The organism is Mesorhizobium sp. M2A.F.Ca.ET.046.03.2.1, assembly GCF_003952425.1.
In the GTDB taxonomy this organism is placed as follows: domain Bacteria; phylum Pseudomonadota; class Alphaproteobacteria; order Rhizobiales; family Rhizobiaceae; genus Mesorhizobium.
This window is the reverse complement of record NZ_CP034449.1, coordinates 4,824,088-4,847,932: the sequence shown is the minus strand read 5'-3', so window position 1 is coordinate 4,847,932 and position 23,845 is coordinate 4,824,088. Positions and strand designations below refer to the sequence as shown.

The 23,845-nt window shown below is 63.5% G+C and carries 22 protein-coding genes and 1 tRNA gene; 16 read left to right on the top strand and 7 right to left on the bottom strand.

The window, feature by feature from the left end; genetic code table 11:
- Positions 1 to 322 precede the first annotated feature (322 nt).
- The gene (locus EJ072_RS23145; protein WP_126081459.1) at positions 323 to 1,372 is read left to right on the top strand and encodes a low specificity L-threonine aldolase; all 1,050 of its coding nucleotides are present in this window, start codon (positions 323 to 325) and stop codon (positions 1,370 to 1,372) included.
- 187 nt (positions 1,373 to 1,559) lie between these two features.
- Here EJ072_RS23145 and EJ072_RS23140 read toward each other — a convergent pair whose 3' ends face one another.
- On the bottom strand, positions 1,560 to 2,027 hold the full coding sequence (locus EJ072_RS23140) for an Hsp20 family protein (protein ID WP_126081458.1): 468 nt from the start codon (positions 2,025 to 2,027) through the stop codon (positions 1,560 to 1,562).
- A 516-nt stretch (positions 2,028 to 2,543) separates the two neighbouring features.
- Here EJ072_RS23140 and EJ072_RS23135 point away from each other — a divergent pair.
- Complete coding sequence (locus tag EJ072_RS23135; RefSeq protein ID WP_126081457.1) at positions 2,544 to 3,500, top strand: alpha/beta hydrolase; 957 nt, start codon at positions 2,544 to 2,546, stop codon at positions 3,498 to 3,500.
- 10 nt (positions 3,501 to 3,510) lie between these two features.
- Here the strand turns inward: EJ072_RS23135 and hisN are convergent, their stop codons facing one another.
- Together hisN and EJ072_RS23125 are read right to left on the bottom strand one after the other, a co-directional pair.
- Entirely contained in the window at positions 3,511 to 4,284 is a 774-nt protein-coding gene (hisN, locus tag EJ072_RS23130; RefSeq protein WP_126081456.1) for a histidinol-phosphatase, read from the bottom strand.
- A 349-nt stretch (positions 4,285 to 4,633) separates the two neighbouring features.
- Positions 4,634 to 5,527, bottom strand: a complete 894-nt coding sequence (locus tag EJ072_RS23125) for an N-formylglutamate amidohydrolase (protein ID WP_042639392.1) — start codon at positions 5,525 to 5,527, stop codon at positions 4,634 to 4,636.
- Positions 5,528 to 5,740: 213 nt separating this feature from the next.
- Between EJ072_RS23125 and EJ072_RS23120 the strand changes: the two genes are divergently transcribed.
- The 3 genes from EJ072_RS23120 (at position 5,741) to EJ072_RS23110 (ending at position 7,174) form a co-directional block, all read left to right on the top strand.
- Positions 5,741 to 6,103 (top strand): response regulator, encoded by a 363-nt coding sequence (locus EJ072_RS23120; protein WP_006199474.1) that lies wholly within the window; start codon positions 5,741 to 5,743, stop codon positions 6,101 to 6,103.
- A gap of 127 nt (positions 6,104 to 6,230) precedes the next feature.
- A tRNA-Val gene (locus tag EJ072_RS23115) sits at positions 6,231 to 6,305 on the top strand.
- A 227-nt stretch (positions 6,306 to 6,532) separates the two neighbouring features.
- On the top strand, positions 6,533 to 7,174 hold the full coding sequence (locus EJ072_RS23110) for an outer membrane protein (RefSeq protein ID WP_189343082.1): 642 nt from the start codon (positions 6,533 to 6,535) through the stop codon (positions 7,172 to 7,174).
- A 102-nt stretch (positions 7,175 to 7,276) separates the two neighbouring features.
- Here the strand turns inward: EJ072_RS23110 and EJ072_RS23105 are convergent, their stop codons facing one another.
- The 4 genes from EJ072_RS23105 to EJ072_RS23090 all read right to left on the bottom strand — a co-directional run bounded on the left by EJ072_RS23105 (position 7,277) and on the right by EJ072_RS23090 (position 10,917).
- The gene (locus tag EJ072_RS23105; RefSeq protein ID WP_126081454.1) at positions 7,277 to 7,570 is read right to left on the bottom strand and encodes a DUF1330 domain-containing protein; all 294 of its coding nucleotides are present in this window, start codon (positions 7,568 to 7,570) and stop codon (positions 7,277 to 7,279) included.
- A 29-nt stretch (positions 7,571 to 7,599) separates the two neighbouring features.
- On the bottom strand, positions 7,600 to 8,337 hold the full coding sequence (locus tag EJ072_RS23100; RefSeq protein WP_189343081.1) for an SDR family NAD(P)-dependent oxidoreductase: 738 nt from the start codon (positions 8,335 to 8,337) through the stop codon (positions 7,600 to 7,602).
- 35 nt (positions 8,338 to 8,372) lie between these two features.
- Entirely contained in the window at positions 8,373 to 9,536 is a 1,164-nt protein-coding gene (locus EJ072_RS23095; protein WP_126078352.1) for an IS4 family transposase, read from the bottom strand.
- A 226-nt stretch (positions 9,537 to 9,762) separates the two neighbouring features.
- A complete protein-coding gene (locus tag EJ072_RS23090) occupies positions 9,763 to 10,917 on the bottom strand; it encodes a dihydrodipicolinate synthase family protein (RefSeq protein WP_126081452.1) in 1,155 nt (384 codons plus the stop codon).
- A 241-nt stretch (positions 10,918 to 11,158) separates the two neighbouring features.
- On the opposite strand from EJ072_RS23090, the gene EJ072_RS23085 reads away from it, so the two are divergent.
- The 11 genes from EJ072_RS23085 to EJ072_RS23035 all read left to right on the top strand — a co-directional run bounded on the left by EJ072_RS23085 (position 11,159) and on the right by EJ072_RS23035 (position 23,842).
- Positions 11,159 to 12,202 (top strand): LacI family DNA-binding transcriptional regulator, encoded by a 1,044-nt coding sequence (locus tag EJ072_RS23085; RefSeq protein ID WP_126081451.1) that lies wholly within the window; start codon positions 11,159 to 11,161, stop codon positions 12,200 to 12,202.
- Complete coding sequence (locus EJ072_RS23080) at positions 12,199 to 13,215, top strand: Gfo/Idh/MocA family oxidoreductase (protein ID WP_126081450.1); 1,017 nt, start codon at positions 12,199 to 12,201, stop codon at positions 13,213 to 13,215. Before EJ072_RS23085 ends, EJ072_RS23080 begins: the two co-directional genes overlap by 4 nt.
- Positions 13,212 to 14,813 (top strand): acyl CoA:acetate/3-ketoacid CoA transferase, encoded by a 1,602-nt coding sequence (locus EJ072_RS23075; RefSeq protein WP_126081449.1) that lies wholly within the window; start codon positions 13,212 to 13,214, stop codon positions 14,811 to 14,813. Before EJ072_RS23080 ends, EJ072_RS23075 begins: the two co-directional genes overlap by 4 nt.
- Complete coding sequence (locus EJ072_RS23070) at positions 14,806 to 15,579, top strand: enoyl-CoA hydratase/isomerase family protein (RefSeq protein WP_126081448.1); 774 nt, start codon at positions 14,806 to 14,808, stop codon at positions 15,577 to 15,579. Before EJ072_RS23075 ends, EJ072_RS23070 begins: the two co-directional genes overlap by 8 nt.
- A 10-nt stretch (positions 15,580 to 15,589) precedes the next feature.
- On the top strand, positions 15,590 to 17,101 hold the full coding sequence (locus EJ072_RS23065; protein ID WP_126083726.1) for an aldehyde dehydrogenase family protein: 1,512 nt from the start codon (positions 15,590 to 15,592) through the stop codon (positions 17,099 to 17,101).
- Between the two features lie 58 nt (positions 17,102 to 17,159).
- A complete protein-coding gene (locus tag EJ072_RS23060) occupies positions 17,160 to 18,413 on the top strand; it encodes an ABC transporter substrate-binding protein (protein WP_126081447.1) in 1,254 nt (417 codons plus the stop codon).
- A 125-nt stretch (positions 18,414 to 18,538) separates the two neighbouring features.
- Positions 18,539 to 19,498 carry a sugar ABC transporter permease gene (locus tag EJ072_RS23055; RefSeq protein ID WP_126081446.1) on the top strand — a complete coding sequence of 320 codons (960 nt, stop codon included), beginning with the start codon at positions 18,539 to 18,541 and terminating at the stop codon, positions 19,496 to 19,498.
- The gene (locus tag EJ072_RS23050) at positions 19,495 to 20,439 is read left to right on the top strand and encodes a carbohydrate ABC transporter permease (RefSeq protein WP_126081445.1); all 945 of its coding nucleotides are present in this window, start codon (positions 19,495 to 19,497) and stop codon (positions 20,437 to 20,439) included. The genes EJ072_RS23055 and EJ072_RS23050 overlap by 4 nt, the downstream gene beginning before the upstream one ends.
- Before the next feature lie 21 nt (positions 20,440 to 20,460).
- Positions 20,461 to 21,576 (top strand): ABC transporter ATP-binding protein, encoded by a 1,116-nt coding sequence (locus EJ072_RS23045; protein WP_126081444.1) that lies wholly within the window; start codon positions 20,461 to 20,463, stop codon positions 21,574 to 21,576.
- 5 nt (positions 21,577 to 21,581) lie between these two features.
- The gene (locus tag EJ072_RS23040) at positions 21,582 to 23,084 is read left to right on the top strand and encodes a GMC family oxidoreductase (RefSeq protein ID WP_126081443.1); all 1,503 of its coding nucleotides are present in this window, start codon (positions 21,582 to 21,584) and stop codon (positions 23,082 to 23,084) included.
- Positions 23,081 to 23,842 (top strand): 3-ketoacyl-ACP reductase, encoded by a 762-nt coding sequence (locus tag EJ072_RS23035; protein ID WP_126081442.1) that lies wholly within the window; start codon positions 23,081 to 23,083, stop codon positions 23,840 to 23,842. Before EJ072_RS23040 ends, EJ072_RS23035 begins: the two co-directional genes overlap by 4 nt.
- Positions 23,843 to 23,845: the final 3 nt, after the last annotated feature.

The window sequence follows — 23,845 nt, the reverse complement described above, 5'->3', positions numbered from 1 at the left end:
CGTCTACCCGCCGCTCGCGACAATGGCCGGAATGGCAGCAATGATACGCCAGTCCAGCCTGTTTTGTGCGACAAAATAAGACAGCACTACTGTCCTAAATTTTTATGGCAGAAATCAGGGGACCATACAAGACCGATTCACAAAAAACTTGGGCGTGACGCGACACAAAATTTCGTGACGAGTACCGGCAACGCAAGCTTCGATCCGGGTCTTTCGAGGCTAGGCGCTGGCTTCACCGCTTTGCCGGTGATTGGCCCTTGCGCTTCTCCCGCCTAAGCGGTCAAGTCCCGCCGCTTTTGGTAATCACGATACGGATCTCTCGATGTTCTTTGCTTCCGACAACTGGGCGGGCGTCCATCCCGACATTTCGGCCAATCTGTCGCGCCATGCCGACGGATCCGCTGTCGCCTATGGCGACGGCGATCTGGACCGGGCCGTCTATCGCCGCTTCAACGAGATTTTCGAGCGGGAGGTGCAAGTCTTCTTCGCCGCGACCGGCACCGCGGCGAACGCGCTTTCGATGGCCGCGTTGAACCGTATCGGCGGCATCGCGCTTTGCCACTCCGAAGCGCATATGAATGTCGACGAGTTCGGCGCGATGGGTTTCTACACCGGCGGCGCGCGCATGGCGCCGGTTCCCGGGCCGCTGGGGCGCATCAATCCGGAAGCGCTCGACCGGGCTATCAAGCGCTATTCGCAGGATCTGGCTCCCGCCGGTCAGCCGATGGCGGTCACCATCACCCAAGCGACCGAGGTCGGCACGGTCTATAGCGTCGACGACGTCAAGGCGATCGCCGAGGTCAGCCGCCGCCACAAGCTGCCGCTGCACATGGACGGCGCGCGCTTCGCCAATGCGATTGCCGCGACTAGCATCAGCCCGGCCGAAATGACCTGGAAGAGCGGCGTCGACGTCATCTCCTTCGGCGCCACCAAGAATGGCTGCTGGATGGCCGACGCGGTGCTGATCCTCAATCCGGATGTCAGTAAGGACCTGCGCCTGCACCGTCAGCGCGCCGGGCAGACCTTCTCCAAGGCGCGCTTCATCTCGGCCCAGTTCGAAGCCTATTTCACCGACGACCTGTGGCTGAGGATGGCCGGGCACGCCAATCAAATGGCAGCGCGTCTGGCCGAGACGATCGAGGACGCGCCGACGGGCAGGCTCGCCTGGCTGCCGCAAGCCAACGAGGTCTTCGCGGTCCTCGACAGCGCCACGGCTGAAAGGCTGCGGGCGGCTGGCGGCAAATTCCATGAATGGGGCGTGCCTTCAGGATTCGACGGCCATCTCGGCGACAATGAAGCGATCTACCGCTTCGTCGCCAGCTTCGCGACCACGACCGAGGAGATCGACCGCCTGGGCCAATTGCTCGGCTGAGCGTCCTGCCATGACCAAGCCGCCGCTCGGCTCGACGATGAGGCTGGTTCACCAGGGGCCTTCATGCTCCGCCGCAGCTTCAAAAGAGGTCAGAAAGGCCCGTAGGCGGGCGCACCCAATAAAAAGCGGCGCCTCGCAGCGCCGCTTTCGTCTCGGGAGGGAGACGTCGTCTGGAAAAGTCCGCGGATTACGCGGTCGCTTTCGCCTCGATCTGCTTGGCCTTGTCCGAAGACTGGGTAATCGCGATCTTGCGCGGCTTCAGCTCCTCGGGAATGTTGCGCTTGAGGTCGACGAAGAGCAGGCCGTTCTTCAGCGTGGCGCCCTCGACCTCGACATGGTCGGCGAGCTGGAAGCGGCGCTCGAAAGCGCGCGAGGCAATGCCTCGGTAGAGCAGCTCGGAACCCTCGCCATTGCCCTCTTCCTTGCGCTCGCCCTTGACGGTCAGCACGTTGCGGTGGGCTTCAATCGAGATTTCGTCTTCCGAGAAGCCGGCAACGGCCATCGAGATGCGATAGGCGTTCTCGCCGGTGCGCTCGATGTTATAGGGCGGATAGGTCTGCGCGGTCTCGGGCTGGCCGAGCGAATCGAGCATGGTGAACAGCCGGTCGAAGCCGACGGTCGAACGATAAAGTGGGGAAAAATCAACGTGACGCATGAGGTGTTCTCCTGTTGAGCAACATGGTTTGCGTGTGACCCGGTACGAAACCCTCGAAAGGCGTTCCGGATAGGCCAGCGACCCCGACAATCGGCTGCCGCAAACTTCATTTGGGAAGCGGAGAAAGCCATTTCAAGGCTTTTTGATCGACGCAAAACCGCCATGTTGATGAACGGCGGATGAACCGCAGCTTCGGCATCCGTTCAGCCGCTCGGCACTAGGCTTTGGTCAAGTTGGAGCAATTCCAAGAGAAGCGCGAGGCGCTTTCCGACCGGAATTGCGCAAGACAAAGAGACAAGCGGTGCTTTGATCCCGGCGCCGCCGAGGCCGAACCGGGTGCAACGTCCCTTCCTCCCGGATCGACAGAGGCCGGAAGTGCGCCGCAGGCACTTCCGGCCTTCCCATTTCAGGGCGGTTGCGTAAATCCTCGCGGCGCCTTTGCTTTTGCCGCCTGGCCGTCTATCACCATGCCGACGCCTTGCCCGCTCGGGCAAAGAACAACCAGCGACTCGCCGAATGACGGATCTTTTCCATCTGACCGAGGACAATCCCGCGCCGCGGAATGCCGCGGGCGGCTTCTTCACAACGCCCGACGGCAAGAAGATCCGCTACGGCGTCTTTGCCGCCGTCGCCCGCCCGCTGCTGGGCACGGTGGTTCTGCTGACCGGGCGCAACGAGTGCATCGAGAAATATTTCGAGACCATCCGCAATCTCGCCGATCGCGGCTTCGGCGTCGCCATCCTCGATTGGCGCGGCCAGGGCGATTCCAGCCGCCTGCTGCGCGACCGCCAGCGCGGCCATGTCCGCAGCTTCCGCGACTATGCGCGCGACCTGGAGCAATTTTTCGAAGAGATCGTGCTGCCCGACTGCCGCGGCCCCTATTACATCCTCGCCCACTCGACCGGGGCGGTGATTGCGCTGCTTGCCTCGCCGTCCATGGTCAATCGGGTGCGGCGCATGGTGCTGCTGGCGCCTTTTCTGGAGGTGCCGGACATGCCGGTCTCGATCGCCACCGTGCGGCGCGTGTGCGCGATCTTCTGCGCGCTTGGCCTCGGCTGGCTCTACGCGGCGATCGGTCCACGCCCGAAAGTGCCGCCGGCTTTCGAGGTGAACAAGGTGACCTCGGACCCGGCGCGCTACCGCCGCAATGTCGGGATCTATGAGGCCTGGCCGCAGCTCGCGCTCGGCGGCCCGACCATCCGCTGGCTGAAGGCCGCAGCCGCGGCCGCGGAAGCCGTCAGCGATCCGGATTTCATGGCAAGGGTCAAGGTTCCGATGCTGATCGTCGCCGCCGGCGCCGACCGGGTGGTCTCGACCAAGGCCGTGGAAGCCTATGCCAGGAAATTGCGCGTCGGCTCGCTGTTGATGATCGACGGCGCCGAGCACGAAATCCTGCAGGAGAGGGACATCTACCGCGAGCAGTTGCTCGCCGCCTTCGATGCCTTCATTCCAGGCACCGGCGACGCTCCCTGAACGCGCCCGATCAGCCGCGCAGCGCCGCCATTGCCGCGGCGTGCAGCTCCGGCGTCGCCGCAGCCAATATATCGCCGCCCTTCTCCGCCGGGGCCCCTTCGAAAGTGGTGACGACGCCGCCGGCCTTCTCGATGATCGGGATCAGCGCGACGATGTCGTAGGGCTTCAGGCCCGGATCGGCGACGATGTCGACACAGCCCGCCGCCACCATGGCGAAGGCGTAGCAGTCGGTTCCGTAGCGGGCGAGTTGGACTTTCGTTTCGAACTGGTCGTAGCGCTTGCGCGCTTCGCCCTTGAAAAGCGCCGGCGTGGTCGTGAACAGCGTCGCTTGCGCGAGGTCGGTGGTCTTGCGGGTCGAGAGCCTGCGCGGGCCGCCCGGTCCTTCATAGTGCGAGCCGGAGGCGTTGGCATAGAACAGCTCGCCGGTGAAGGGCTGCGACATCATGCCGGCAACCGCGTCGCCGTCGGCGGTCAACCCGACCAGCGTTCCCCAGACCGGAAGGCCGGAAATGAAGGCGCGGGTGCCGTCGATCGGGTCGATCACCCAGACATGCCGGCTGGTGATGTTCTGGCTGCCATGTTCTTCGCCGAGAATGCCGTGCTCGGGATATTCGGCGGAGATCAGCGCCCGGATCGCGCGCTCGGCTTCGCGATCGGCCTCCGTGACTGGGTCGAAGCTTCCCGCCTCCTTGTTGGCGACCACCCCCTGGCTGCGGAAGCGCGGCAAGGTTTCCGCTGCGGCGGCATGCGCTATGCGCCGCATGAAATCGGTGCTGATATCCAAGTCGCTCTCCCCATCGCGGCTCTTGCCAGCCGCTCTTTCTCGCAGAACAGGCGCGCTGAATACCGGTCAGGCGCCCGCTTTATGTTGCCTTAATGCCACAACTGAACCGCCGAAGCGGAATTTCCACATCATATTGAATTAAAAAATCCAGCTGTCGATTGACATTTGTGCGCCGCACAATAATTTTGTCGTCGGACAGGTTTTCCTGTCCATGCCCTCCTTGGGCGTTTCCTCCCTAGACTTCGACCGTGTCGTGAAAACGATGCGGTCTTTTTTTCGAGCAATTCCAGGAAAAGCGTGACGCGGTTTTCCATCCGGAATTGCGTTTATCAAGAACTCGGGCGCGCCGTCATTCGGCCGCGAGCGGCAAATCGACGAAATGATGATCGGGCATCGACATCAGATCGGCCGAGAAGCGGGTCAGGTCGCAAGCCAAGGCATCGAAGCCGGCCGACTTCTGGAACGTCCGCTCGTCCATGTAAAGCCCGCGATTGACCTCGATTTGCAGCGCATGCAGATGCCGCGCCGGTCGGCCGTAATGCTCGGTGATGAAGCCGCCGGCATAGGGCTTGTTGTGCGCGACCGTGTAGCCCATGCCGACAAGCAGGCTGATCGCCATCTCAGTGAGCGCCGGCGAGGCCGAGATGCCGAACCGGTCGCCGATGATGAAGTCGGGCCGAACGCCATTGTCGCCGACGCGGATCGAGGCCGGCATCGAATGGCAGTCGATAAGCACGGCATAGCCGAACCTGGCATGCGTCCTGGTCAAAAGCCGCTTCAGCGTCTCGTGGTAAGGTTTGTACACCGCTTCGATGCGCGCGACGGCCTCGGACAAAGGCAGCCGGCCGGGATAGATGTCGAGCCCCTCGCCGACCAGTTTCGGCACGGTGCCCAGCCCGCCGGCGACACGCGCCGAACGGATATTGCAGAAGGACGGCACCGGCTCCGCGAACATGCGCGGATCGAGTTCCCAAGGCTCGCGGTTGACGTCGAGATAAGCGCGCGGAAAGTTCGCCGCCAGCAGCGGCGCGCCGAGCGGCACGGCGCCGCCGAACAGCTCCTCGACATAGCAGTCCTCCGACCGGCGGATGGCGTTGCGGTCGAGCCGCGCCATGGCCAGGAACCGCTCCGGATAGTGGCGGCCGCTATGCGGCGAGTTGAACAGGAAAGGGACGCGCTGCTCGGCGCCCGATCGGATTTCGAAGGGTGGAACGACCGAAAAATCCTCGGCTGCCGTCTTCAATTTTTATGAACCAGGATGAAGCACTGCGTCATGACGCAAAACTTGCCACCTTGCGTGCGGCATGTCCAGCATTTCAGGCGGCAAAACCGCGCCGCGAACCACATCTGGCATGCCCTTCATTCACTTGATGTTTACCGGCTCCATCTCATATACAGGATGGTTAACGGCCTAGCCCGGCGGCAGGCTTGGGGCGGGTGATTCGGACGGGACATGATGGCACGCATTCTGCTGGCGGAAGACGATGACGATATGCGCCGCTTCCTCGTCAAGGCGCTGGAACGCGCCGGCTACCAGGTAAGCGATTTCGACAATGGCGCCAGCGCCTATGAGCGGCTGCGCGAGGAGCCTTTCTCGCTGCTGCTGACCGACATCGTCATGCCGGAGATGGACGGCATCGAGCTTGCCCGCCGCGCCACCGAGATCGATCCCGACCTCAAGGTGATGTTCATCACCGGCTTCGCTGCCGTCGCGCTCAATCCCGATTCCAAGGCCCCCAAGGACGCCAAGGTGCTGTCGAAGCCCTTCCACCTGCGCGATCTCGTTAACGAGGTCGAGAAGATGCTGCAGGCCGCCTGAGCCGCCTCCAGCCCGGATCGGGCCCTGCATCGGCAGGCGCTTCGCCGATGCGACAAACGGAAGCCGTCTTTCCACATTCCCGCTATTGACGTGCCGGATCAAAAGTGGTGTATGCGCGGCGTCGGATGGGCGTGTAGCTCAGCGGGAGAGCACTGCATTGACATTGCAGGGGTCACAAGTTCAATCCTTGTCACGCCCACCATCCTTTCAATAACTTAGCCGTCTCCGCCACTTTCTGGCACAGGAACCCCGTTTTTCGTTGCGTCCGACGCTCACGGTGTCGGAAGCAATCTCTCGGGACGCATCCACCAGCGCCACTGTTGCCGCTGTGTTACAGCGCACCCCTGAAACCCGTGCTATCAACCCATGGATGCAATGGCGGACCGGAGCGATAGGCGGGTTATGAGGACGGCTCTACTCACATCGGCAATGCTTGTTGGGTTTTGTTCGTCAGCCTTTGCCGCCGACGCATTGTCAGTCGAGCCCTCGTCCTACAATTGGACAGGCGCGTATATTGGCGCAGTGGCCGGGGTCAATTTTCTCAAGGGTGATGTGAGGATTCCCAATGATGATCCCAGCGGATATGATGGCGACAGCACATCGGCATCGATTGGCGGCCAAGTAGGCTACCAGTACCAGTTCGACAACAATTTCGTTGTTGGAGCGGAGGCCCGTCTGGTTGCCGTGTTCAACAAGAAGACCGTGCCGACGATCGACAGTGAAACATTCGAGACCGCTGCCGATTGGCAGGGCGATATCGTCGCCAAGGCCGGATACGCGATGGGCAATTTTCTCCCCTATGTTAAGGGCGGCGTGGCCTTCCTGCACCTGCACGATACCGGATATAGCGTTCTCGGTTTTGGAGATACGAAGTTTGACCGGACTTATACCGGCTGGACGATCGGTGTTGGCGCAGATTACGCGCTCAATGACAAATGGGTTGTCGGCCTTGATTACGCCTACGCGCATTTCTCGGATCATAATTTCGAAGACGACAGCGTGTTGGTTGGCCCAACATTCGTCAAGCCTAGCACCCATACGGTTTCGCTGAGCCTGAACTACCGCTTTTGACCTCACGTGAATCGTTGCGGGCCGCCCATCGGTCGGCATGGCTTTTTTGCCTCAGTGGGAAAAATTCTCTCGCCTGAGCAGCCCGTCGGCCCATCCGCTTTTCTACCCCAGATCCCCTTCGAACATCACCAGCGTACGATTCGACGCCTTCAGCGCGAAGCGCATGGCTTCCTCATAGGCCGGGTCGGCGTAGCAGGCCTTGGCAATGTCCAGCGACGGAAATTCCACAAGCACCATGCGCTTGGCGTCACGCGCCTCGACGAGCAGCGGCGGCTGCTTTGTCGTGTTGGTGCGTGCCTGGTATTTTTCGCCGATCGGCTTCCAGAGCCGGGCATATTCGGCCTGCGCTTCCTGGTCCGAAATCTCGGTTCCGACGATGAGCCAGTATCCCTTCACGCCGACGCGCCCCCTTGCCGATTGCGGTCCTACACCATGAACTCGCCGCCGTTGACGTGCAACAAATGTCCGGTGACGAACTTGCCCATGTCCGATGCGAGATAGAGGCAGGCATTGGCGACGTCCTCGGCGGTCCCCAACGTCCTGAGCGGCACCGTGGCTCTCACATGCTCGTAGGTCTTCTCAAGATCGGGATACCACGCCGCGTTTCGGTCGGTGTCCAGCCATCCAGGCGCGATGCTGTTGGCGGTCACCCCGTCCGGCCCACATTCCAGAGCCACGGCCTTCGCCAGGCCGTGCATGCCGTGCTTCGCGGCGACCACATGCGCCCTGTTTGCCAGCGGGAAAAGGGCGTCCGTGCCCGCCATGTAAAGCAGGCGGCCATACTTCCTCCTGCGCATGTGCGGAAGCACCGCCTGGGTCAGGATGAAAGCCGATCCGAGATTGGTGTTCATCACCTTCTGCCAGTCCTGAAGGGTGATCTCCGCGATCGGCTGATGCGGTCCTATCCCGACGCAGGATACCGCGATGTCGACGCCGCCGAGTTCCGCGACCGCCCATTCGATCAAGGCGTTCATGGCAGTCTCGTCGGTGCCGTCGCAGACGGAGGCCACCGCCTCGACGCCTAAGGATCGCGCCTCATCCGCCACGGCCTCGATCTTGGCCAGATCGCTGCCGCCGGTAATCACGATGTGCGCCCCCGCTCGAGCGAACGCCAGGGCGACGGCCTTGCCGATGTTCTGGCCGGCCGCGGTAATGACCGCCACCCGCCCCCTCAAGCCGCAGGGCTGTCCGGGGAAAGTTAGACATAGTCGAGGCTCATCTGATCGGGAGAGCAGCGGGGGTACCTTCGACTTGGATTGACGGGCGGCGGTTTGTCGATGGCGGCGATGTGGCGCCGCTCGAACAGGCATCGTGTCACCAGGTCGGTGAAGCGCAGGATCGGCAGTGCAACGCGATATGCGCGCGCTGCAATGCGCAACAGCGCATAGGCGATCATGGCGGCGAAGAGCTGCAGGCGGATGGCGTTGTCATTGTTGCCGAGGAACTTACGGATCTTGAGGTGCTGCTTGATCCAGCGGAACAGGAGCTCAATCTGCCAGCGCCCCTTGTAGAGGGCTGCTATGTCGGCGGCCGAGCGCTCGAGATCGTTGGTCAGCAGCGTGATGGTGTCGCCTTCGTCTCGCTTCACGATGATGCGACGCAAGCGGATCGGCAGTTTGGAATCGCCTTTGCTGGCAAAGCTCACCTCGGCATCCTCAAGCACGGTGAAGCCATCGCCGTGCATGGCTGCGAGGGGACGATCGCACACCAGCTTGAGCCCCATGTTGGTTTTGGGCCGGGTGACGAAGAAGGCTTGCGCCGCCGCGATCGCCGTCCACCAGCCGTAGTGGCAGTAACCCTTGTCGAACACGTAGGTCGCACCGTCTTCGATAGAGATGGTGCGGCCGATCTGGGCGTCGTTGACGTTGGCATCGGTGATGTCGAGGACGCGCGGACAGTCGCTGTCTGGATCATAGACGATATGCAGCTTCATGCCGCGGATGCGGCCGTTCGACTTGGCCCAGTCGCAAAGCTTGCCGAGCGGGATGGGCGTGGAATCGATCAGCCGCAGCATGGCACTGCCTTCGCGACGCATCTGCCGGTCGAGTTGGCCTGCAAGCAGGGCGAACGTCTCGGCGAAGACGGCTACAGGGCGGCGCCGGTTGGCGTCCGACAAGGTCGAGCGCCGCAACAGGTCGCTGCCGAGGTGGTAATGGTGCTGGCAGTTGGCGTTCCAGCCGGCTTGCAGGCTGCGAAGGCTCGTCGCGCCGCTGAGCTGAGCATAGATCAACACCACGAGATGGTCCCAGCTCTTGAACGACTTGTCATACGCATCCCCGTCATGGCTATCCACAATCGTCTGGAAGCGGCGACGATTGATCGGTTCAACCAGCTTGCCAAGAATGCTAGGCGTAAAGCGCATGCCCCGTTCCCTTTCTGAGTCTCGACAACCAGAAGGTAGACGGAAAATCCCCGTCTTACGGGGCATGCACATGCGGCATTTCGATTCACCCGAACCTTTCCCCGGACAGCCCTGCTCAAGCCGGGAACTTCCATCTGCTCACCCGTAGTCCGCCTTGGTGCAACGCGATTTTGGCAAGCGAATACAGGTTTGCCGGCGGAACGCAAATCGCCGCCGGGCGATCGGTTCAGATGCCGGCCGTCGCCAGCAGGCTCTTCATCCTGGCGGAGGCAAGATCGGGATCGGCCAGCAGGCCTGCCTGGTCGGCTAGGCGGAACACGTCCGCATAGTGGCATATGCCGCGCGCCGACTGCATGCCGCCGATCATGGTGAAATGGTCCTGATGCCCGTTCAACCAAGCCATGAAGACGATGCCGGCCTTGTAGTATTCGGTCGGCGCTTCGAAGATTTTTCGCGACAGCGGCACGGTCGGCGCCATCAGCGCGTCATAGCCGGCCTTGTCGCCTTCAGCCAGCTTCGCCAGCGCGGCATTGGCCACGGGCGCGATGGCGTCGAAGATGCCGAGCAGCGCGTGCGAATGCCGCCTGCCGTCGCCGGCGATCAGCTCCGGATAGTTGAAGTCGTCGCCGGTGAACATCACGACACCCTCGGGCAGCCGGTCGCGCAACTGCACTTCCTTCTCGGCATCGAGCAGCGATATCTTGATGCCCTCGACCTTGTCTGCATGCCGCTCGATGATGGCGACGACCGTATCCAGTGCCGCGTCGAAATCGCTGCTGCCCCAATAGCCCCTGAGCGCCGGATCGAACATGTCGCCGAGCCAGTGCAGGATGACCTTGCCGGAGGCCTGCGACAGGATGCGGTCGTAGACCCGGGTATAATCGTCCGGCCCTTTTGCCACCGCCGCCAGCGCGCGGCTCGCCATCATGATCGCCTTGCCGCCCTCGCCTTCGATGAAGCCGAACTGCTCCTCATAGGCGCCGATGACGTCGTCGAGCGTTTTGACCGCCGCCGGCGCCAGGTGATCGGTCCCCGCCCCTGAAGCAAGGTCGGCGCCCGGCACTGTTCTGGCCTCGGCGACCGAGCGGCGGATCAACTCCTTGGCGCTCGCCCAATCGAAACCCATGCCGCGCTGAGAGGTGTCCATGGCCTCGGCGATGCGGAAGCCGAGCCGCCACAGATGATGACGGAACGCCATGGTCTTGTCCCAGTCGACCGCTGGCCGCGACCACGGATTGGTCATGGCGATGGGGTCGGCGACGACATGGGCGGCGGCATAGGCGATGCGCGAAAAATGCGCGTTCTTGCTCGGCTCGACCGGCTTGCCGACGAGCCGGTAGCCGATCTGGTCGCCGTTTGCCGCAGGCAAGATGATGTCCATGGAACTCTCCCGTTGCGGCTCCTATAAATGGAACGTTCCAATAAATCAAGAAGCTCTATGATCTTGGGATTCGAGCCGTCAGGGCATAGTCCCGCCGTGGAGAAACGCCCGCATTAATGGGCTTCTGAACCGCACCAATCAATTTTTCAAATCCCGCGGGAATCACGATTGACTCTGATTTGGAACGGTGATTAGAACGTTCCAATAAAATTTGCTCAAAACCGTGGAGGACGGAACGAGGATGGCCAGCCGGGCCAAGGCGACGATCCTGGACATCGCCCGCGAGGCCGGCGTATCCAAATCGACGGTGTCGCTCGTACTGCAGGGCAGCGGGCTGATCCGGCCTGAAACCGCGGTCAAGGTGCGCAAGGCGATCGAGGATGTCGGCTATGTCTACAACCGCGGCGCCGCCAATCTGCGCAAGGCCCATTCCAACGTCATCGGCATGGTGATCAACGATCTCACCAACCCCTTTTTCGCCGAGCTTGCGGTCGGCATGGAGCGCGTGTTTCAGGCGGCAGGCGTCGTCCCCTTCATAGCCAACACGGCGGAGAACCCGGTACGCCAGGAAGAGGTGCTGAAATCGATGATGGAGCAGGGTGTGGCCGGCCTGATCGTCTCGCCGGCGCGCGGCACGACGCCTGGGGCTTTCCGGCGCATCGAAGCGGCTGGCGTGCCCGTGGTGTTCGCCATGCGCAGGCTGCCCGAAAGCCGCATCCCGGCGATCGCCCCCGACAATCGTCGCGGCGCCTGCCTTGCCACCGAGCATCTGATCCGCAAGGGCCATCGCCGCCTCGCCTTCTTCGGCGGTTCGTCCGACCTCGTCGTCTATCAGGAGCGTCTGGGCGGGTTCCTCGAAGCCTGCGAGGCGTTCGCCATCCCCGTTGCAGACCGGACGATCGTCGAGGGCGAGACCAGCCGCAAGGGCGGCATGGCCTGCCTGGAGACGGCGCTGGTCATGCCCGAACCGCCGACGGCGGCCCTTTGCTTCAACGACGCGGTTGCCTTCGGTGTCATGCTGGCATTGCGCAAGCGCGGCCTCGAGGCGGGAGCGGACTTCGCCGTCGTCGGCTTCGACGACGTCGCCGAGGCCGAGCATTACAGCCCGGCGCTGACCAGCGTTGCCGTCGACACCGCGGGGCTGGGCGAGCGCGCCGCCCACGTGATGCTGAAGATGATCCAGTCGCGCACCACGCGCGCCGAGGACCATATCGGCGCCGTCAGCCTGGTCGTGCGGGAAAGCAGCGGGCCAAACCGCAACAGCCAGGTGGGAGACGCGGCATGAGCACGCGATGGGGACTAATCGGCGCCAGCACGATCGCCAAGCAGTTCATGATCAGCGCCATCCGCGCGCAGGCCAATGGCGAGATCGCAGCCGTGATGAGTTCGAACGCGGAGCGCGCGGAGGCCTACGCCCGCGAGAACGGCATTCCGGCCGCCGTCTCGACCCTCGACGCTCTGCTCAACTCGGACATCGACGCCGTCTACATCTCCACCACCAACGAATTGCATCTTGAGCAGGGCATGGCCGCGATCAAGGCGGGCAAGCATGTGCTGTGCGAAAAGCCGCTGGCGCTGACTAGCGCCGATGCTAAGACGATGGTTTCGGCAGCGAAGAACGCCGGCATCGTCTTCGGTACCAATCATCACCTGCGCAACGCCGGCGCTCATCGCGCCATGCGAGAGGCGATCGCCGCCGGCCGCATCGGCAAGCCGATCGCGGCGCGCGTCTTCCACTCGGTCTTTCTGCCGGAGAACCTGCAAGGCTGGCGTATCACCAGGCCCGAGGCCGGCGGCGGCGTGGTGCTCGACATCACGGTGCACGATGCCGACACGCTGCGCTTCGTGCTCGGCGACGATCCGGTCGAGGTTTCGGCCTTCACGCAATCGGCCGGCATGGCTGGAAGCGGGCTGGAGGACGGCGCCATGTGCATCTGGCGCTTCAAGTCCGGCGTCATCGCCCAATCGCATGAGGGCTTCACCACGAAATATGCCGGCACCGGCTTCGAGGTGCACGGGACGGAAGGCTCGCTGATCGCCGCCAATGTGATGACGCAGAAGCCGATCGGCTCGGTGCTGCTGCGCACCGCGAGCGGCGAGGAAGAGCTGAGCTTCGACCGCGAGGACCTCTATACCCGCTCGGTCCGCCAGTTCCACGCCGCGATCCGCGGCGAAGGCCAGCCTTCCGCCACCGGCGAGGACGGCATCTGGTCGCTGGCTTCGGCCGAAGCCGCGCTGCAATCGTCGAAGACCGGCAAGGCTGTGACCATCGACCCGCAACTTGGGAGCCTCGATTGAGCAAGCTCGTCTCGGCGGCATACGCCGCCAGCCTGATCAAGGACGGCATGGTCGTCTCGGTATCGTCGTCGAGCGGCCTCGGCTGCCCCGACGCCGTGCTTGCCGCGATCGGCGAGCGCTTCGACGCGGAAGGCCATCCGAAGGCGATCACGACGCTGCATCCGATCGCCGCCGGCGACATGTATGGCATCAAGGGCATCGACCATCTCGCCAAGCCCGGCCTGTTGAAGCGCACGCTGTGCGGCTCCTATCCGTCCGGCCCCTCCTCCGCCGAGCCGCCACAGATCTGGAAGATGATCGGCGACAATTCAGTCGCGGCCTACAACGTGCCGTCGGGCATCCTGTTCGACATGCATCGCGAGGCTGCCGCCAAGCGCCCCGGCGTGCTGACCAAGGTCGGCCTCGATACGTTCGCCGATCCGCGCCACCAGGGCTGCGCCATGAACGCCGCCGCCAGCGAGCCGATCGTGTCGGTTGAGCAGTTCGACGGCGAGGAATGGCTCTACTTCCGCTCGATCGTGCCGAATATCTCAATCATCCGCGCCACCTCCGCCGACGAGCGCGGCAACCTCACCTACGAGCATGAGGGTGCCTATCTCGGCGGGTTGGAGCAGGCGCTTGCCGCCCGCAACAATGGCGGCATTGTCATTGCGCAGGTGAAGCGCGTCGTCGAGAACGGCACGCTGAAGCCGCACGACGTCCGCGTTCCCGGCGTGCTGGTCGACCATATCGTGGTGGCGCCCGATCAGTTGCAGACGACGCAGACGCCTTACGACCCGGCGATCTCGGGCGAGATCTTCCGGCCACTGTCGAGTTTCCGCACGCCGGAGGTGAACATCCAGAAGGTGATCGCGCGCCGCGTCGCCATGGAATTGCGCGACGGCATGGCCGTCAACATCGGCTTCGGCATCTCCGCCAACGTGCCTCGCATCCTTCTCGAGGAAGGCCAGCACGGCAAGGTCACCTGGGTGATCGAGCAGGGCGCGGTCGGCGGCGTACCGCTGCTCGACTTCAAGTTCGGCTGCGCCTCGAATGCCGAGGCGATCATGCCCTCGCCGCACCAATTCATCTATTTCCAGGCCGGCGGCTTCGACGCCTCGCTGCTCTCCTTCCTGCAGATCGACCGCCACGGCTCGGTCAATGTCTCGAAACTTTCGGCGCGGCCCCATGTCACCGCCGGCGCGGGTGGCTTCGTCGACATCACGGCGCGGGCGAGGAAGATCGTCTTCTCCGGCTTCTTCAATGCCGGCGCGAAACTCTCGCTGGCCAATGGCGCGATCCGCATCGACCAGGAAGGCAAGGTCAAGAAAGTGGTCGAGGAGGTCGAGCACATTTCCTTCTCCGGCAAGAGGGCCGTCGCGCAGGGACAGGACATCACCTATGTCACCGAGCGCTGCGTCATGAAGCTGACGCCCGACGGCTTGATGGTCACGGAGCTTGCCCCTGGCGTGGACCTCGAACGCGATGTGCTGGCGCAGGCCGAGATCCCGCTCTCCGTCGCCAACGACCTCAAGGTCACGCCTGCGGCGCTCTATCAGAACCGGCCGATCGGTCTGTCGCTCAACGGCGGTGCTTCGCTCGGAGGCGCGCATGGCTGAACTCGTAACTTTCGAGCAGGATGGCGCGATCGGCATCGTCACGCTGCGCCGGCCGGAAAAGTTCAACGCGCTCGACATCCCGATGCTGCGTGCCCTGGAAGCAGCGCTCGACGAGGCGGAGCGGGCCGAGGGCGTCCGCGCCGTTCTCATCCGTGGCGAAGGCAAGGGCTTTTGCGCCGGCGGCGACGTCGAAGCCTGGGGCGCGATGAGCGCCGCCGATTTTCAGGTGCAATGGGTGCGCTATGGCCACCGCGTCTTCGACCGGCTGGCGCGGCTCCGGCAACCGACCATCGCGGTTCTGTCCGGCCATGCGCTGGGTGGCGGGCTGGAGCTGGCGGCCGCTTGCGATTTCCGCGTCGCCGAAACGCAGATAAAACTCGGCTTCCCCGAAACCTCTATCGGCGTCGTTCCCGGATGGTCGGGCACGCAACGCGCCGTGCGCCGCTTCGGTGCACAGATCGTGCGCCGGATGGCGATTGGCGGCGAGATTTTCCTGGCGGCCGACGCGCTGGCGGACGGCATCGTCGACCGGCTGGTCGAAACCGGCAAGGCTTTCGACGAAGCCAGAAGCTGGGCCGAAAAGATCGCCGAGCGCGGCCCGCTGGCGACCGAGGCCGCCAAGCTGATGATCGGCGTTGCCGAGGGCGAGGAAGACGCAGCCGCGACCGAGGCGCTGGCCAGCGGCTTCATTGCGCTGACGGGCGACCTCAAAGCCGGCGTCGGCGCCTTCAAGGCCAGGCAGAAGCCGGCCTTTTCGAGATCCTAGAGAAGACATGATGAACGCACCGCTCAACATTGCCATGCCGGCCGAAGCGTCCCAGGCGCCGCAGCCCTACAAGCTCTTGATCGGCGGCAAGCATGTCGACGCCAGCGACGGCCGCAGCATCGAGCGCGCCAGCCCCGGCCATGGTTTTGTCGTGTCCCGCTATGCCCAGGCCGGCGCCGCGGAAGTCGAGGCCGCTGTGCAGGCCGCGCACAGGGCCTTCGAAACCGGACCCTGGCCGCGCATGAAGGCCTCGGAGCGCGCCGCGGTGCTGCTCAAGGCCGCCGACCTGATAGAAAGCCGGCTGGAACAGATCGCCCGGCTCGACGCGCTGGAATCCGGCAAGCCGATCGCCCAGGCGCGCGGCGAGATCGGCGGCGCCGTCGATATCTGGCGCTATGCCGCCTCGCTCGCCCGCACGCTGCATGGCGAAAGCTACGCCAATCTCGGCGACGATATGCTGGGCGTGGTGCTGCGCGAACCGATCGGAGTCGTCTCGATCATCACGCCGTGGAACTTCCCCTTCTTGATCGTCAGCCAGAAACTGCCCTTCGCGCTCGCCGCCGGCTGCACGGCTGTGGTGAAGCCCAGCGAAATGACGTCGGCCTCGACCTTCGTGCTTGGCGACATCCTGCTCGAAGCCGGCTTGCCCCCCGGCGCCGTCAACATCCTCGCCGGCTACGGCTCGGATATCGGCGCGCCGATGGTCAGCCATCCGCTGGTCGAGATGGTCTCCTTCACCGGCTCGACCCGTGTCGGCAAGATGACGATGGCCGCCGCCTCCAATTCGCTTAAGAAGGTCTCGATGGAACTCGGCGGCAAGAACGGCCAGATCGTCTTCCCCGACGCCGACCTCGAAGCGGCGGCGGACGCCGCGGTGTTCGGCGGCTTCTTCAACGCCGGCGAATGCTGCAATGCCGGCAGCCGCCTGATCGTGCATGAGGCGATCGCCGACGACTTCCTTGGCGCAGTCAAGGCGCTGGCTGAAAAGGTCCGCGTCGGCGATCCGCTCGACAACCGCACCAAGGTCGGCGCCATGATCTCGGCCGATCATATGGAAAGGGTAGCCGGCTATGTTGCGGCGGCGCAAACTGACGGCGGCAGCGTTTTCGCCGGCGGCACCCGGCTTCAATCCAACGCCGGCCAATATCTCGATCCGACTATCGTCCGTAACGTCACGGAAGACATGGCGATCGCGCGCGAGGAAGTGTTCGGTCCGGTGCTGTCCGTGCTCACTTTTGAAACGATTGAAAAGGCATTGCACATTGCCAACAACACGCCCTATGGTTTGTCTGCAGGGGTGTGGAGCGCCAGCATCGACACATGCATGTCGGTGGCGCGCGGTGTGCGTTCGGGGACGGTCTGGGTGAACACGTTCATGGAAGGTTACCCAGAGCTGCCTTTCGGGGGTTACAAGCAGTCCGGTCTGGGACGCGAACTCGGCAAACGCGCTGTCGAGGATTATACCGAGGAAAAGACCATCCAGTTTCATCGCGGCCAGCGTACCGGTTGGTGGGTCGGCTGAGTTGGGAGACGCCGGCGGACACCCGCCGGTTATGTGTATGCAACAAGGGAGGTAGTACATGTTGCGCAAACTGTTTATCGGAACGGCTCTTGCGACGAGCTTTGCGTTCTCGGCGCATGCCGCGGACGTCAAGGAAGTGCAGATGCTGCATTGGTGGACCTCGGGCGGCGAAGCGGCAGCTCTGAACGTGCTGAAGCAGGATCTGGCCAAGGAAGGCTTTGCCTGGAAGGACGTGCCGGTGGCCGGCGGCGGCGGCGACGCCGCCATGACCGCGCTGAAGGCGATGGTCGCGGCCGGCAACTACCCGACCGCCTCGCAGATGCTGGGCTACACCGTGCTCGACTATGCCGCCGCCGGCGTCATGGGCGACCTGACCGAGACCGCCAAGAAGGAAGGCTGGGACAAGTCGGTTCCGGCCGCCCTGCAGAAATTCTCGGTCTATGACGGCAAGTGGGTGGCCGCACCGGTCAACGTCCACTCCGTCAACTGGCTGTGGATCAACAAGGCGGTGATGGACAAGATCGGCGGCACCGAGCCGAAGACCTTCGACGACTTCGTGGCGTTGCTCGACAAGGCCAAGGCTGCGGGCGTCATCCCGCTCGCCCTGGGCGGCCAGAACTGGCAGGAGGCCACCATGTTCGACTCCGTCGTGCTGTCGACCGGCGGGCCGGAGTTCTACAAGAAGGCGATGAACGACCTCGATGAGGACTCGCTCAAGTCCGACACGATGAAGAAGTCGTTCGACAACCTCGCCAAGCTCGTCAAATATGTGGACCCGAACTTCTCGGGCCGCGACTGGAACCTCGCCACCGCCATGGTCATCAAGGGCGACGCGCTGGTTCAGGTCATGGGCGACTGGGCCAAGGGCGAGTTCCACGCCGCCAACAAGACCCCTGACACCGACTTCCTCTGCTACCGCTTCCCGGGCACCGACGGCTCGGTGATCTACAACTCCGACATGTTCGGCATGTTCAACGTGCCGGAGGATCGCAAGGCCGCCCAGGTCGCGCTGGCCACCGCCACCTTGTCGAAAAGCTTCCAGTCGGCCTTCAACGTGGTGAAGGGTTCGGTCCCGGCCCGCACCGACGTGCCGGACACCGACTTCGACGCTTGCGGCAAGAAGGGCATCGCCGACCTGAAGAAGGCCAACGAAGGCGGCACGCTGTTCGGCTCGCTGGCGCAGGGCTACGGCGCTCCGCCCGCCGTCGCCAACGCCTACAAGGACGTCGTGTCGAAATTCGTCCATGGTCAGATCAAGAGCTCCGACGAGGCCGTGACCGAGCTGGTCAAGGCGATCGACGACGCCAAGTAAGGATCGCTTGAACTCAGGTCTCCCCCGCTTCGGCGGGGGAGGTCTCCTGTCGACAAAAGGTGTGGGACAACCCTGGTGCGTTTTCGCGCCGGGCGGTTTCCGACCAACCGGAACTGGACAAGCCGATGAGCACAGTTGCCGAAACCCAGATCAAGCTGACACCGGAGCACGACGCCCGTCCCGGCGCGTCGGTACGGTCGCGGCTGCAGGATTTGTTGCCGAAGATCGTTCTGGCGCCGAGCTTCGCGGCGACGATCGTCTTCGTCTACGGCTTCATCCTGTGGACGATCTATCTGTCCTTCACCAATTCCAAGACTTTCCCGTCCTACGCCATCACCGGTCCCCGCGCCTATCAGCGGCTGTGGCGCTGGACCTTCGAGAGCGATCCGCCGTCGAGCTGGTACACCTCGATCACCAATATGGGCATTTTCGGCTTCCTCTATATCCTGATCTGCCTGGCGCTCGGCCTGTTCCTGGCCATCCTTCTCGACCAGAAGATCCGCGGCGAAGGCATGCTGCGGCCGATCTATCTCTACCCCATGGCGCTCTCCTTCATCGTCACCGGCGTCGCCTGGAAATGGTTCCTCGATCCCGGCCTCGGGCTGGAGCAGACGCTGCACCAATGGGGCTGGACGAGCTTCCATTTCGACTGGATCAAGAACAAGGATTTCGTCATCTACACGGTCGTCATCGCCGGCGTCTGGCAGGCTTCCGGCTTCATCATGGCGATGTTCCTGGCTGGCCTGCGCGGCATCGACGGCGAGATCATGAAGGCGGCGCAGATCGACGGCGCATCCACCTTCCAGCTTTACCGCCGCATCGTCATTCCGCTGCTGCGGCCGGTGTTCCTGTCGGCCTTCATCGTGCTCGCGCATCTGGCCATCAAGTCCTATGACTTGGTCGTCGCGCTGACCAGCGGCGGCCCCGGCGGCTCGGCCTGGCTGCCGTCCAATTTCATGTATGAGTTCACCTTCAAGCGCAACGAGATGGCGGTCGGGTCGGCCAGCGCCGTGATCATGCTGATGACCATCACGGCCATCATTGTTCCGTATCTCTATTCCGAGCTCAGGGAGAAGTCGCGATGAGCGCCGTCACTTCACCCGCCCGCCAGGCTTCGAGCGGCCTGAGCAGCAAGGCGATCAATCGCATCGTCATCTACGGCCTGCTGGCCCTGTTCGCGATCTTCTACCTGATGCCGCTCTTCGTCATGCTGGTGACCTCGTTCAAGACCATGGACGAGATCCAGAACGGCAACATGCTATCGCTGCCGCATGCGCCGACTTTCGCACCATGGATAAAGGCGTGGAGTGAAGTTTGCTCGGGTCTGACCTGCGTCGGCATGAAAGGCTATTTCTGGAACTCCATCAAGATGGTCGTGCCGGCAGTGCTGATCTCGACGCTGCTTGGCGCGCTGAATGGCTATGTGTTGACCAAATGGCGCTTCCGCGGCCACACGCTGGTCTTCGCAATGATGCTGTTTGCTTGTTTCATCCCGTTCCAGTCGGTGCTATTGCCGATGGCGACGATCCTCGGCAGCCTCGGACGCTTCGGCGTCACGCTGCAGAACGCGACAGGGTTCAATTTCGGCCTCGGCAATTCGACGGTGAACCTGGTCTTCGTCCACGTCGTCTATGGACTGGGCTTCACCACGCTCTTCTTCCGCAACTATTACGAGGCCTTCCCGACCGAGTTGATCAAGGCGGCGCAGGTCGACGGCGCCTCCTTCTTCCAGATCTTCCGGCGCATCATGCTGCCCAATTCGCTGCCGATCATCGTTGTGACGGTGATCTACCAGTTCACCAACATCTGGAATGACTTCCTGTTCGCTTCCGCCTATGCCGGCTCCGGCGACGTGATGCCGATGACTGTGGCGTTGAACAATGTCGTCAACACCTCGACCGGCGTCGTCGAATACAATGTCAACATGGCGGCGGCGATGATCGCCGCGCTCCCCACCCTGATCGTCTATGTCGTCGCCGGCCGCTATTTCGTGCGCGGGCTGATGGCCGGCGCGGTCAAGGGCTGACCCCATTCGGAAGGAACGACCATGGCTTTTCTGGAAATTGATGGGCTGAAGAAGCGCTTCGGGAGCGTCGAGATCCTGAAGGGCATCAATGTCGAGCTCGAAAAGGGCGGCTTCCTGGTGCTGGTCGGCCCGTCCGGCTGCGGCAAATCCACGCTGCTCAACACCATCGCCGGTCTGGAGCAGATCACCGAGGGCGAGATCCGCGTCGATGGCCGCGCCATCAACGATCTGCACCCTTCGAAGCGCGACATCGCCATGGTGTTCCAGAGCTACGCGCTCTACCCCAACATGACGGTTGCCGGAAACATCGCCTTCGGCATGGAGATGCGCGGCGTGCCGGCGGCGGAGCGCCAGGCGGCGATCGACAAGGTCGCCAAGATCCTGCAGATCGGCCACCTGCTCAACCGCAAGCCCAGCCAGCTTTCCGGCGGCCAGCGCCAGCGCGTCGCCATGGGCCGGGCGCTGGTGCGCGACCCGAAACTCTTCCTGTTCGACGAGCCGCTCTCCAACCTCGACGCCAAGCTGCGTGTCGACATGCGCATCGAGATCAAGCGCCTGCATGCCACCACCGGCACGACCATTGTCTATGTCACGCACGACCAGATCGAGGCGATGACCTTGGCGACCAAGATCGCGGTGATGCGCGACGGCGAGGTGCAGCAATTCGGCACGCCGGCCGAGATCTACAACAACCCGACCAACATCTTCGTCGCCGACTTCATGGGCTCGCCGGCGATGAACCTGATCCCGGCCAAGATCGACGGCAATGGCGCCGGCCTTTCGGTGGTGCTGGACCGCGAGTCGCGCCAGCCGATCGTGCTGCCGATGCCCGGCGCGCCCGCCGGTCTGTCGGCCTTCAAGGACAAGCAGGTCATCTTCGGTGTCCGTCCCGAAGCGCTGACCGATCCGGAAGGCGCGGAACGCAACGGGTCCGCCATCGCCACCGCCGACTGCCATATCGAGGTGGTGGAGCCGGCCGGCTCCGACACCTTCGCCGTCACCAATCTCGGCGGCAAGGGCGTGGTGGCGCGGCTGAGAGCCGATGCCAGGATCCAGCCCGGCACCAGCACGCCCTTGGCCTTCAACCTCAGCAAGGCGGTGTTCTTCGACCCGGCGACCGAGAAGCGCATACTTTAAAAGCTATGACAAACGCGGATATCGTCATCATCGGCTCCGGCATCGGCGGCGCCACGATCGCCTCCGGCTTGGCCGGCAGCGGTGCCTCGATCCTCATCCTGGAGCGCGGCGAGCCGCTGCCCGCGACACCGCATGCGCGCTCGACGCGATCGATTTTCCTGGACGAGCACTACCGGCCGAAGGAGATGTGGCGCGAGGCCGGAGGCGCGCCCTTCAACCCCGGCAATTACTACTATGTCGGCGGCAATTCGAAGTTCTTCGGCGCCGTCCTGATCCGCTACCGCAAGGAGGATTTCTCCGAGCTCGAGCATTTCGGCGGCGTCTCGCCGGCCTGGCCGTTTTCCTATGACGAGTTCGAGCCCTGGTATTCGAAGGCCGAGCAGCTCTTTCGCGTGCGCGGCGCGCTCGGCGAAGACCCGACCGAGCCGTTCCATTCAATCCCCTATCCCTTCAAGCCGGTGCCGGACGAGCCGCCGATCGCCCGCGCCCGCGCCGAGTTGAAAGGTCTCGGTCTGCATCCGGCATCGCTGCCGCTCGGCGTCGACATCGAGACCTGGCTGAAGGAAGGCAAGACCGGCTGGGACGCCTTCCCCAACACCGGCCAGGGCAAGATCGACGCGCAGACCGGCCCGCTGGCCGAGGCGCTGACGGATCCGAACATCCGCCTGGAAACCGGCGCCCATGTCGACTGGCTCGAAACCGCGCCGGACGGCAAGACGATCACCGCCATCCACTATACCCAGAACGGCGCGCAAAAGACGCTGTCGCCGAAGCTCGTCATCCTCTCCGCCGGCGCGATCAACTCGGCCGCCATCCTGCTGCGCTCGCCCTCGGCGAAAGGCAAAGGCCTCGCCAACAGCTCCGACCAGGTCGGACGCAATTTCATGAACCACAATTCGAGCGCCATGCTGGCGATCGATCCGCGCCGCCGCAACAATAGCGTCTACCAGAAGACGCTGATGCTCAACGACTACTATCTGTCGGACGGCAAGGGCGGCAAGCCGCTCGGCAATGTGCAACTGCTCGGCAAGATCGACGGCAACATGCTCAAGGCCAATGTGAAGACGATGCCGAAATTCGTGCTCGACTTCATGGCCGGCCACGCCGTCGACTGGTACCTGATGTGCGAGGACCTGCCCGATCCCGAAAGCCGCATCATGGTCGACGGCAAGGAGATCGTCATGCAGTGGCGGCGCTCCAACATGCAGTCGCTGGAAGGCCTGACCAAGGTGATGCGCGAGAACCTGCGCGCCTGCGGCTATCCAATCGTGCTGTCGCGCCCCTTCGACAAGCGCACGCCCTCGCACCAATGCGGCACGGTGAAGATGGGCAACGACCCGGCCACCTCGCCGCTCGACCCCTTCTGCCGCGCCTGGGATCACCGGAACCTGTTCATCGTCGACGGCGGGTTCCTGCCGACCTCCGCCGCGGTCAATCCGGCGCTGTCGATCGCGGCGCAGGCGCTGCGGGTTGCTGATTACCTTCGAAAGACGGAGCTTGCGGCATGACTCGCCCGGCAGCCATCGTCACCGGCGGCGCGCGCGGCATAGGGCTCGCCTGCGCCGAGGCATTGGCGGATGCCGGCTTCGACATTCTGGTGGCCGACCTTGCCGAGAGACCTGCCGACGGCCTTGCCGACACGATCGTGGGGCGGGGCGCGAATTTCACTTACGCCCAATGCGACATCGCGGATCTCGCCGGCCATTCGAAACTGGTCGAGGCAGCCATGCGCGCCTTCGGTCGCATCGATTGCCTGGTCAACAATGCCGGCATCGGCGCCGTTGTCCGCGGCGACCTGCTGGAGCTTAAGCCGGAGAATTTCGACCGCGCGCTGAATATCAATCTGCGCGGCACGGTGTTCCTCAGCCAGGCCATCGCCAAGGCTATGCTGGCGGCATCTGCCGGCTCAGCCAGATCGATCATCACCATCACTTCAGTCAGCGCCAACATGGCTTCGCCGGAACGAGCCGACTACTGCATTTCCAAAGCCGGCCTTTCAATGTGGGTGAAGAATCTGGCGCTGCGGCTCGCGCCCGAGAACATCGGCGTGTTCGAGGTACGGCCGGGCATCATCCGCACCGATATGACCGCTGGCGTCTCCGCCAAATATGACGCGCTGATCGAGGACGGCCTGGTGCCGGCAAAACGCTGGGGCGAAGCCGCCGACATCGGCGCCGTGGTTGCGGCGCTCGCCTCCGGCAAATTCGGCTTTTCGACCGGATCGGTCATCGATGTCGACGGCGCGCTCTCGGTGCCACGCTTGTGAGGA

Excerpts from the sequence above, each read along its gene's own strand:
- EJ072_RS23040 (WP_126081443.1), top strand. The coding sequence starts at position 21,582 with ATGACAAACGCGGATATCGTCATCATCGGCTCCGGCATCGGCGGCGCC.
- EJ072_RS23145 (WP_126081459.1), top strand. The coding sequence starts at position 323 with ATGTTCTTTGCTTCCGACAACTGGGCGGGCGTCCATCCCGACATTTCG.
- EJ072_RS23035 (WP_126081442.1), top strand. The coding sequence starts at position 23,081 with ATGACTCGCCCGGCAGCCATCGTCACCGGCGGCGCGCGCGGCATAGGG.
- EJ072_RS23065 (WP_126083726.1), top strand. The coding sequence starts at position 15,590 with ATGAACGCACCGCTCAACATTGCCATGCCGGCCGAAGCGTCCCAGGCG.
- EJ072_RS23090 (WP_126081452.1), bottom strand. The coding sequence starts at position 10,917 with ATGGACATCATCTTGCCTGCGGCAAACGGCGACCAGATCGGCTACCGG.
- EJ072_RS23135 (WP_126081457.1), top strand. The coding sequence starts at position 2,544 with ATGACGGATCTTTTCCATCTGACCGAGGACAATCCCGCGCCGCGGAAT.
- EJ072_RS23055 (WP_126081446.1), top strand. The coding sequence starts at position 18,539 with ATGAGCACAGTTGCCGAAACCCAGATCAAGCTGACACCGGAGCACGAC.
- EJ072_RS23070 (WP_126081448.1), top strand. The coding sequence starts at position 14,806 with ATGGCTGAACTCGTAACTTTCGAGCAGGATGGCGCGATCGGCATCGTC.
- EJ072_RS23080 (WP_126081450.1), top strand. The coding sequence starts at position 12,199 with ATGAGCACGCGATGGGGACTAATCGGCGCCAGCACGATCGCCAAGCAG.
- EJ072_RS23120 (WP_006199474.1), top strand. The coding sequence starts at position 5,741 with ATGGCACGCATTCTGCTGGCGGAAGACGATGACGATATGCGCCGCTTC.
- EJ072_RS23060 (WP_126081447.1), top strand. The coding sequence starts at position 17,160 with ATGTTGCGCAAACTGTTTATCGGAACGGCTCTTGCGACGAGCTTTGCG.
- EJ072_RS23110 (WP_189343082.1), top strand. The coding sequence starts at position 6,533 with ATGCTTGTTGGGTTTTGTTCGTCAGCCTTTGCCGCCGACGCATTGTCA.
- EJ072_RS23045 (WP_126081444.1), top strand. The coding sequence starts at position 20,461 with ATGGCTTTTCTGGAAATTGATGGGCTGAAGAAGCGCTTCGGGAGCGTC.
- EJ072_RS23085 (WP_126081451.1), top strand. The coding sequence starts at position 11,159 with ATGGCCAGCCGGGCCAAGGCGACGATCCTGGACATCGCCCGCGAGGCC.
- EJ072_RS23140 (WP_126081458.1), bottom strand. The coding sequence starts at position 2,027 with ATGCGTCACGTTGATTTTTCCCCACTTTATCGTTCGACCGTCGGCTTC.
- EJ072_RS23095 (WP_126078352.1), bottom strand. The coding sequence starts at position 9,536 with ATGCGCTTTACGCCTAGCATTCTTGGCAAGCTGGTTGAACCGATCAAT.
- EJ072_RS23050 (WP_126081445.1), top strand. The coding sequence starts at position 19,495 with ATGAGCGCCGTCACTTCACCCGCCCGCCAGGCTTCGAGCGGCCTGAGC.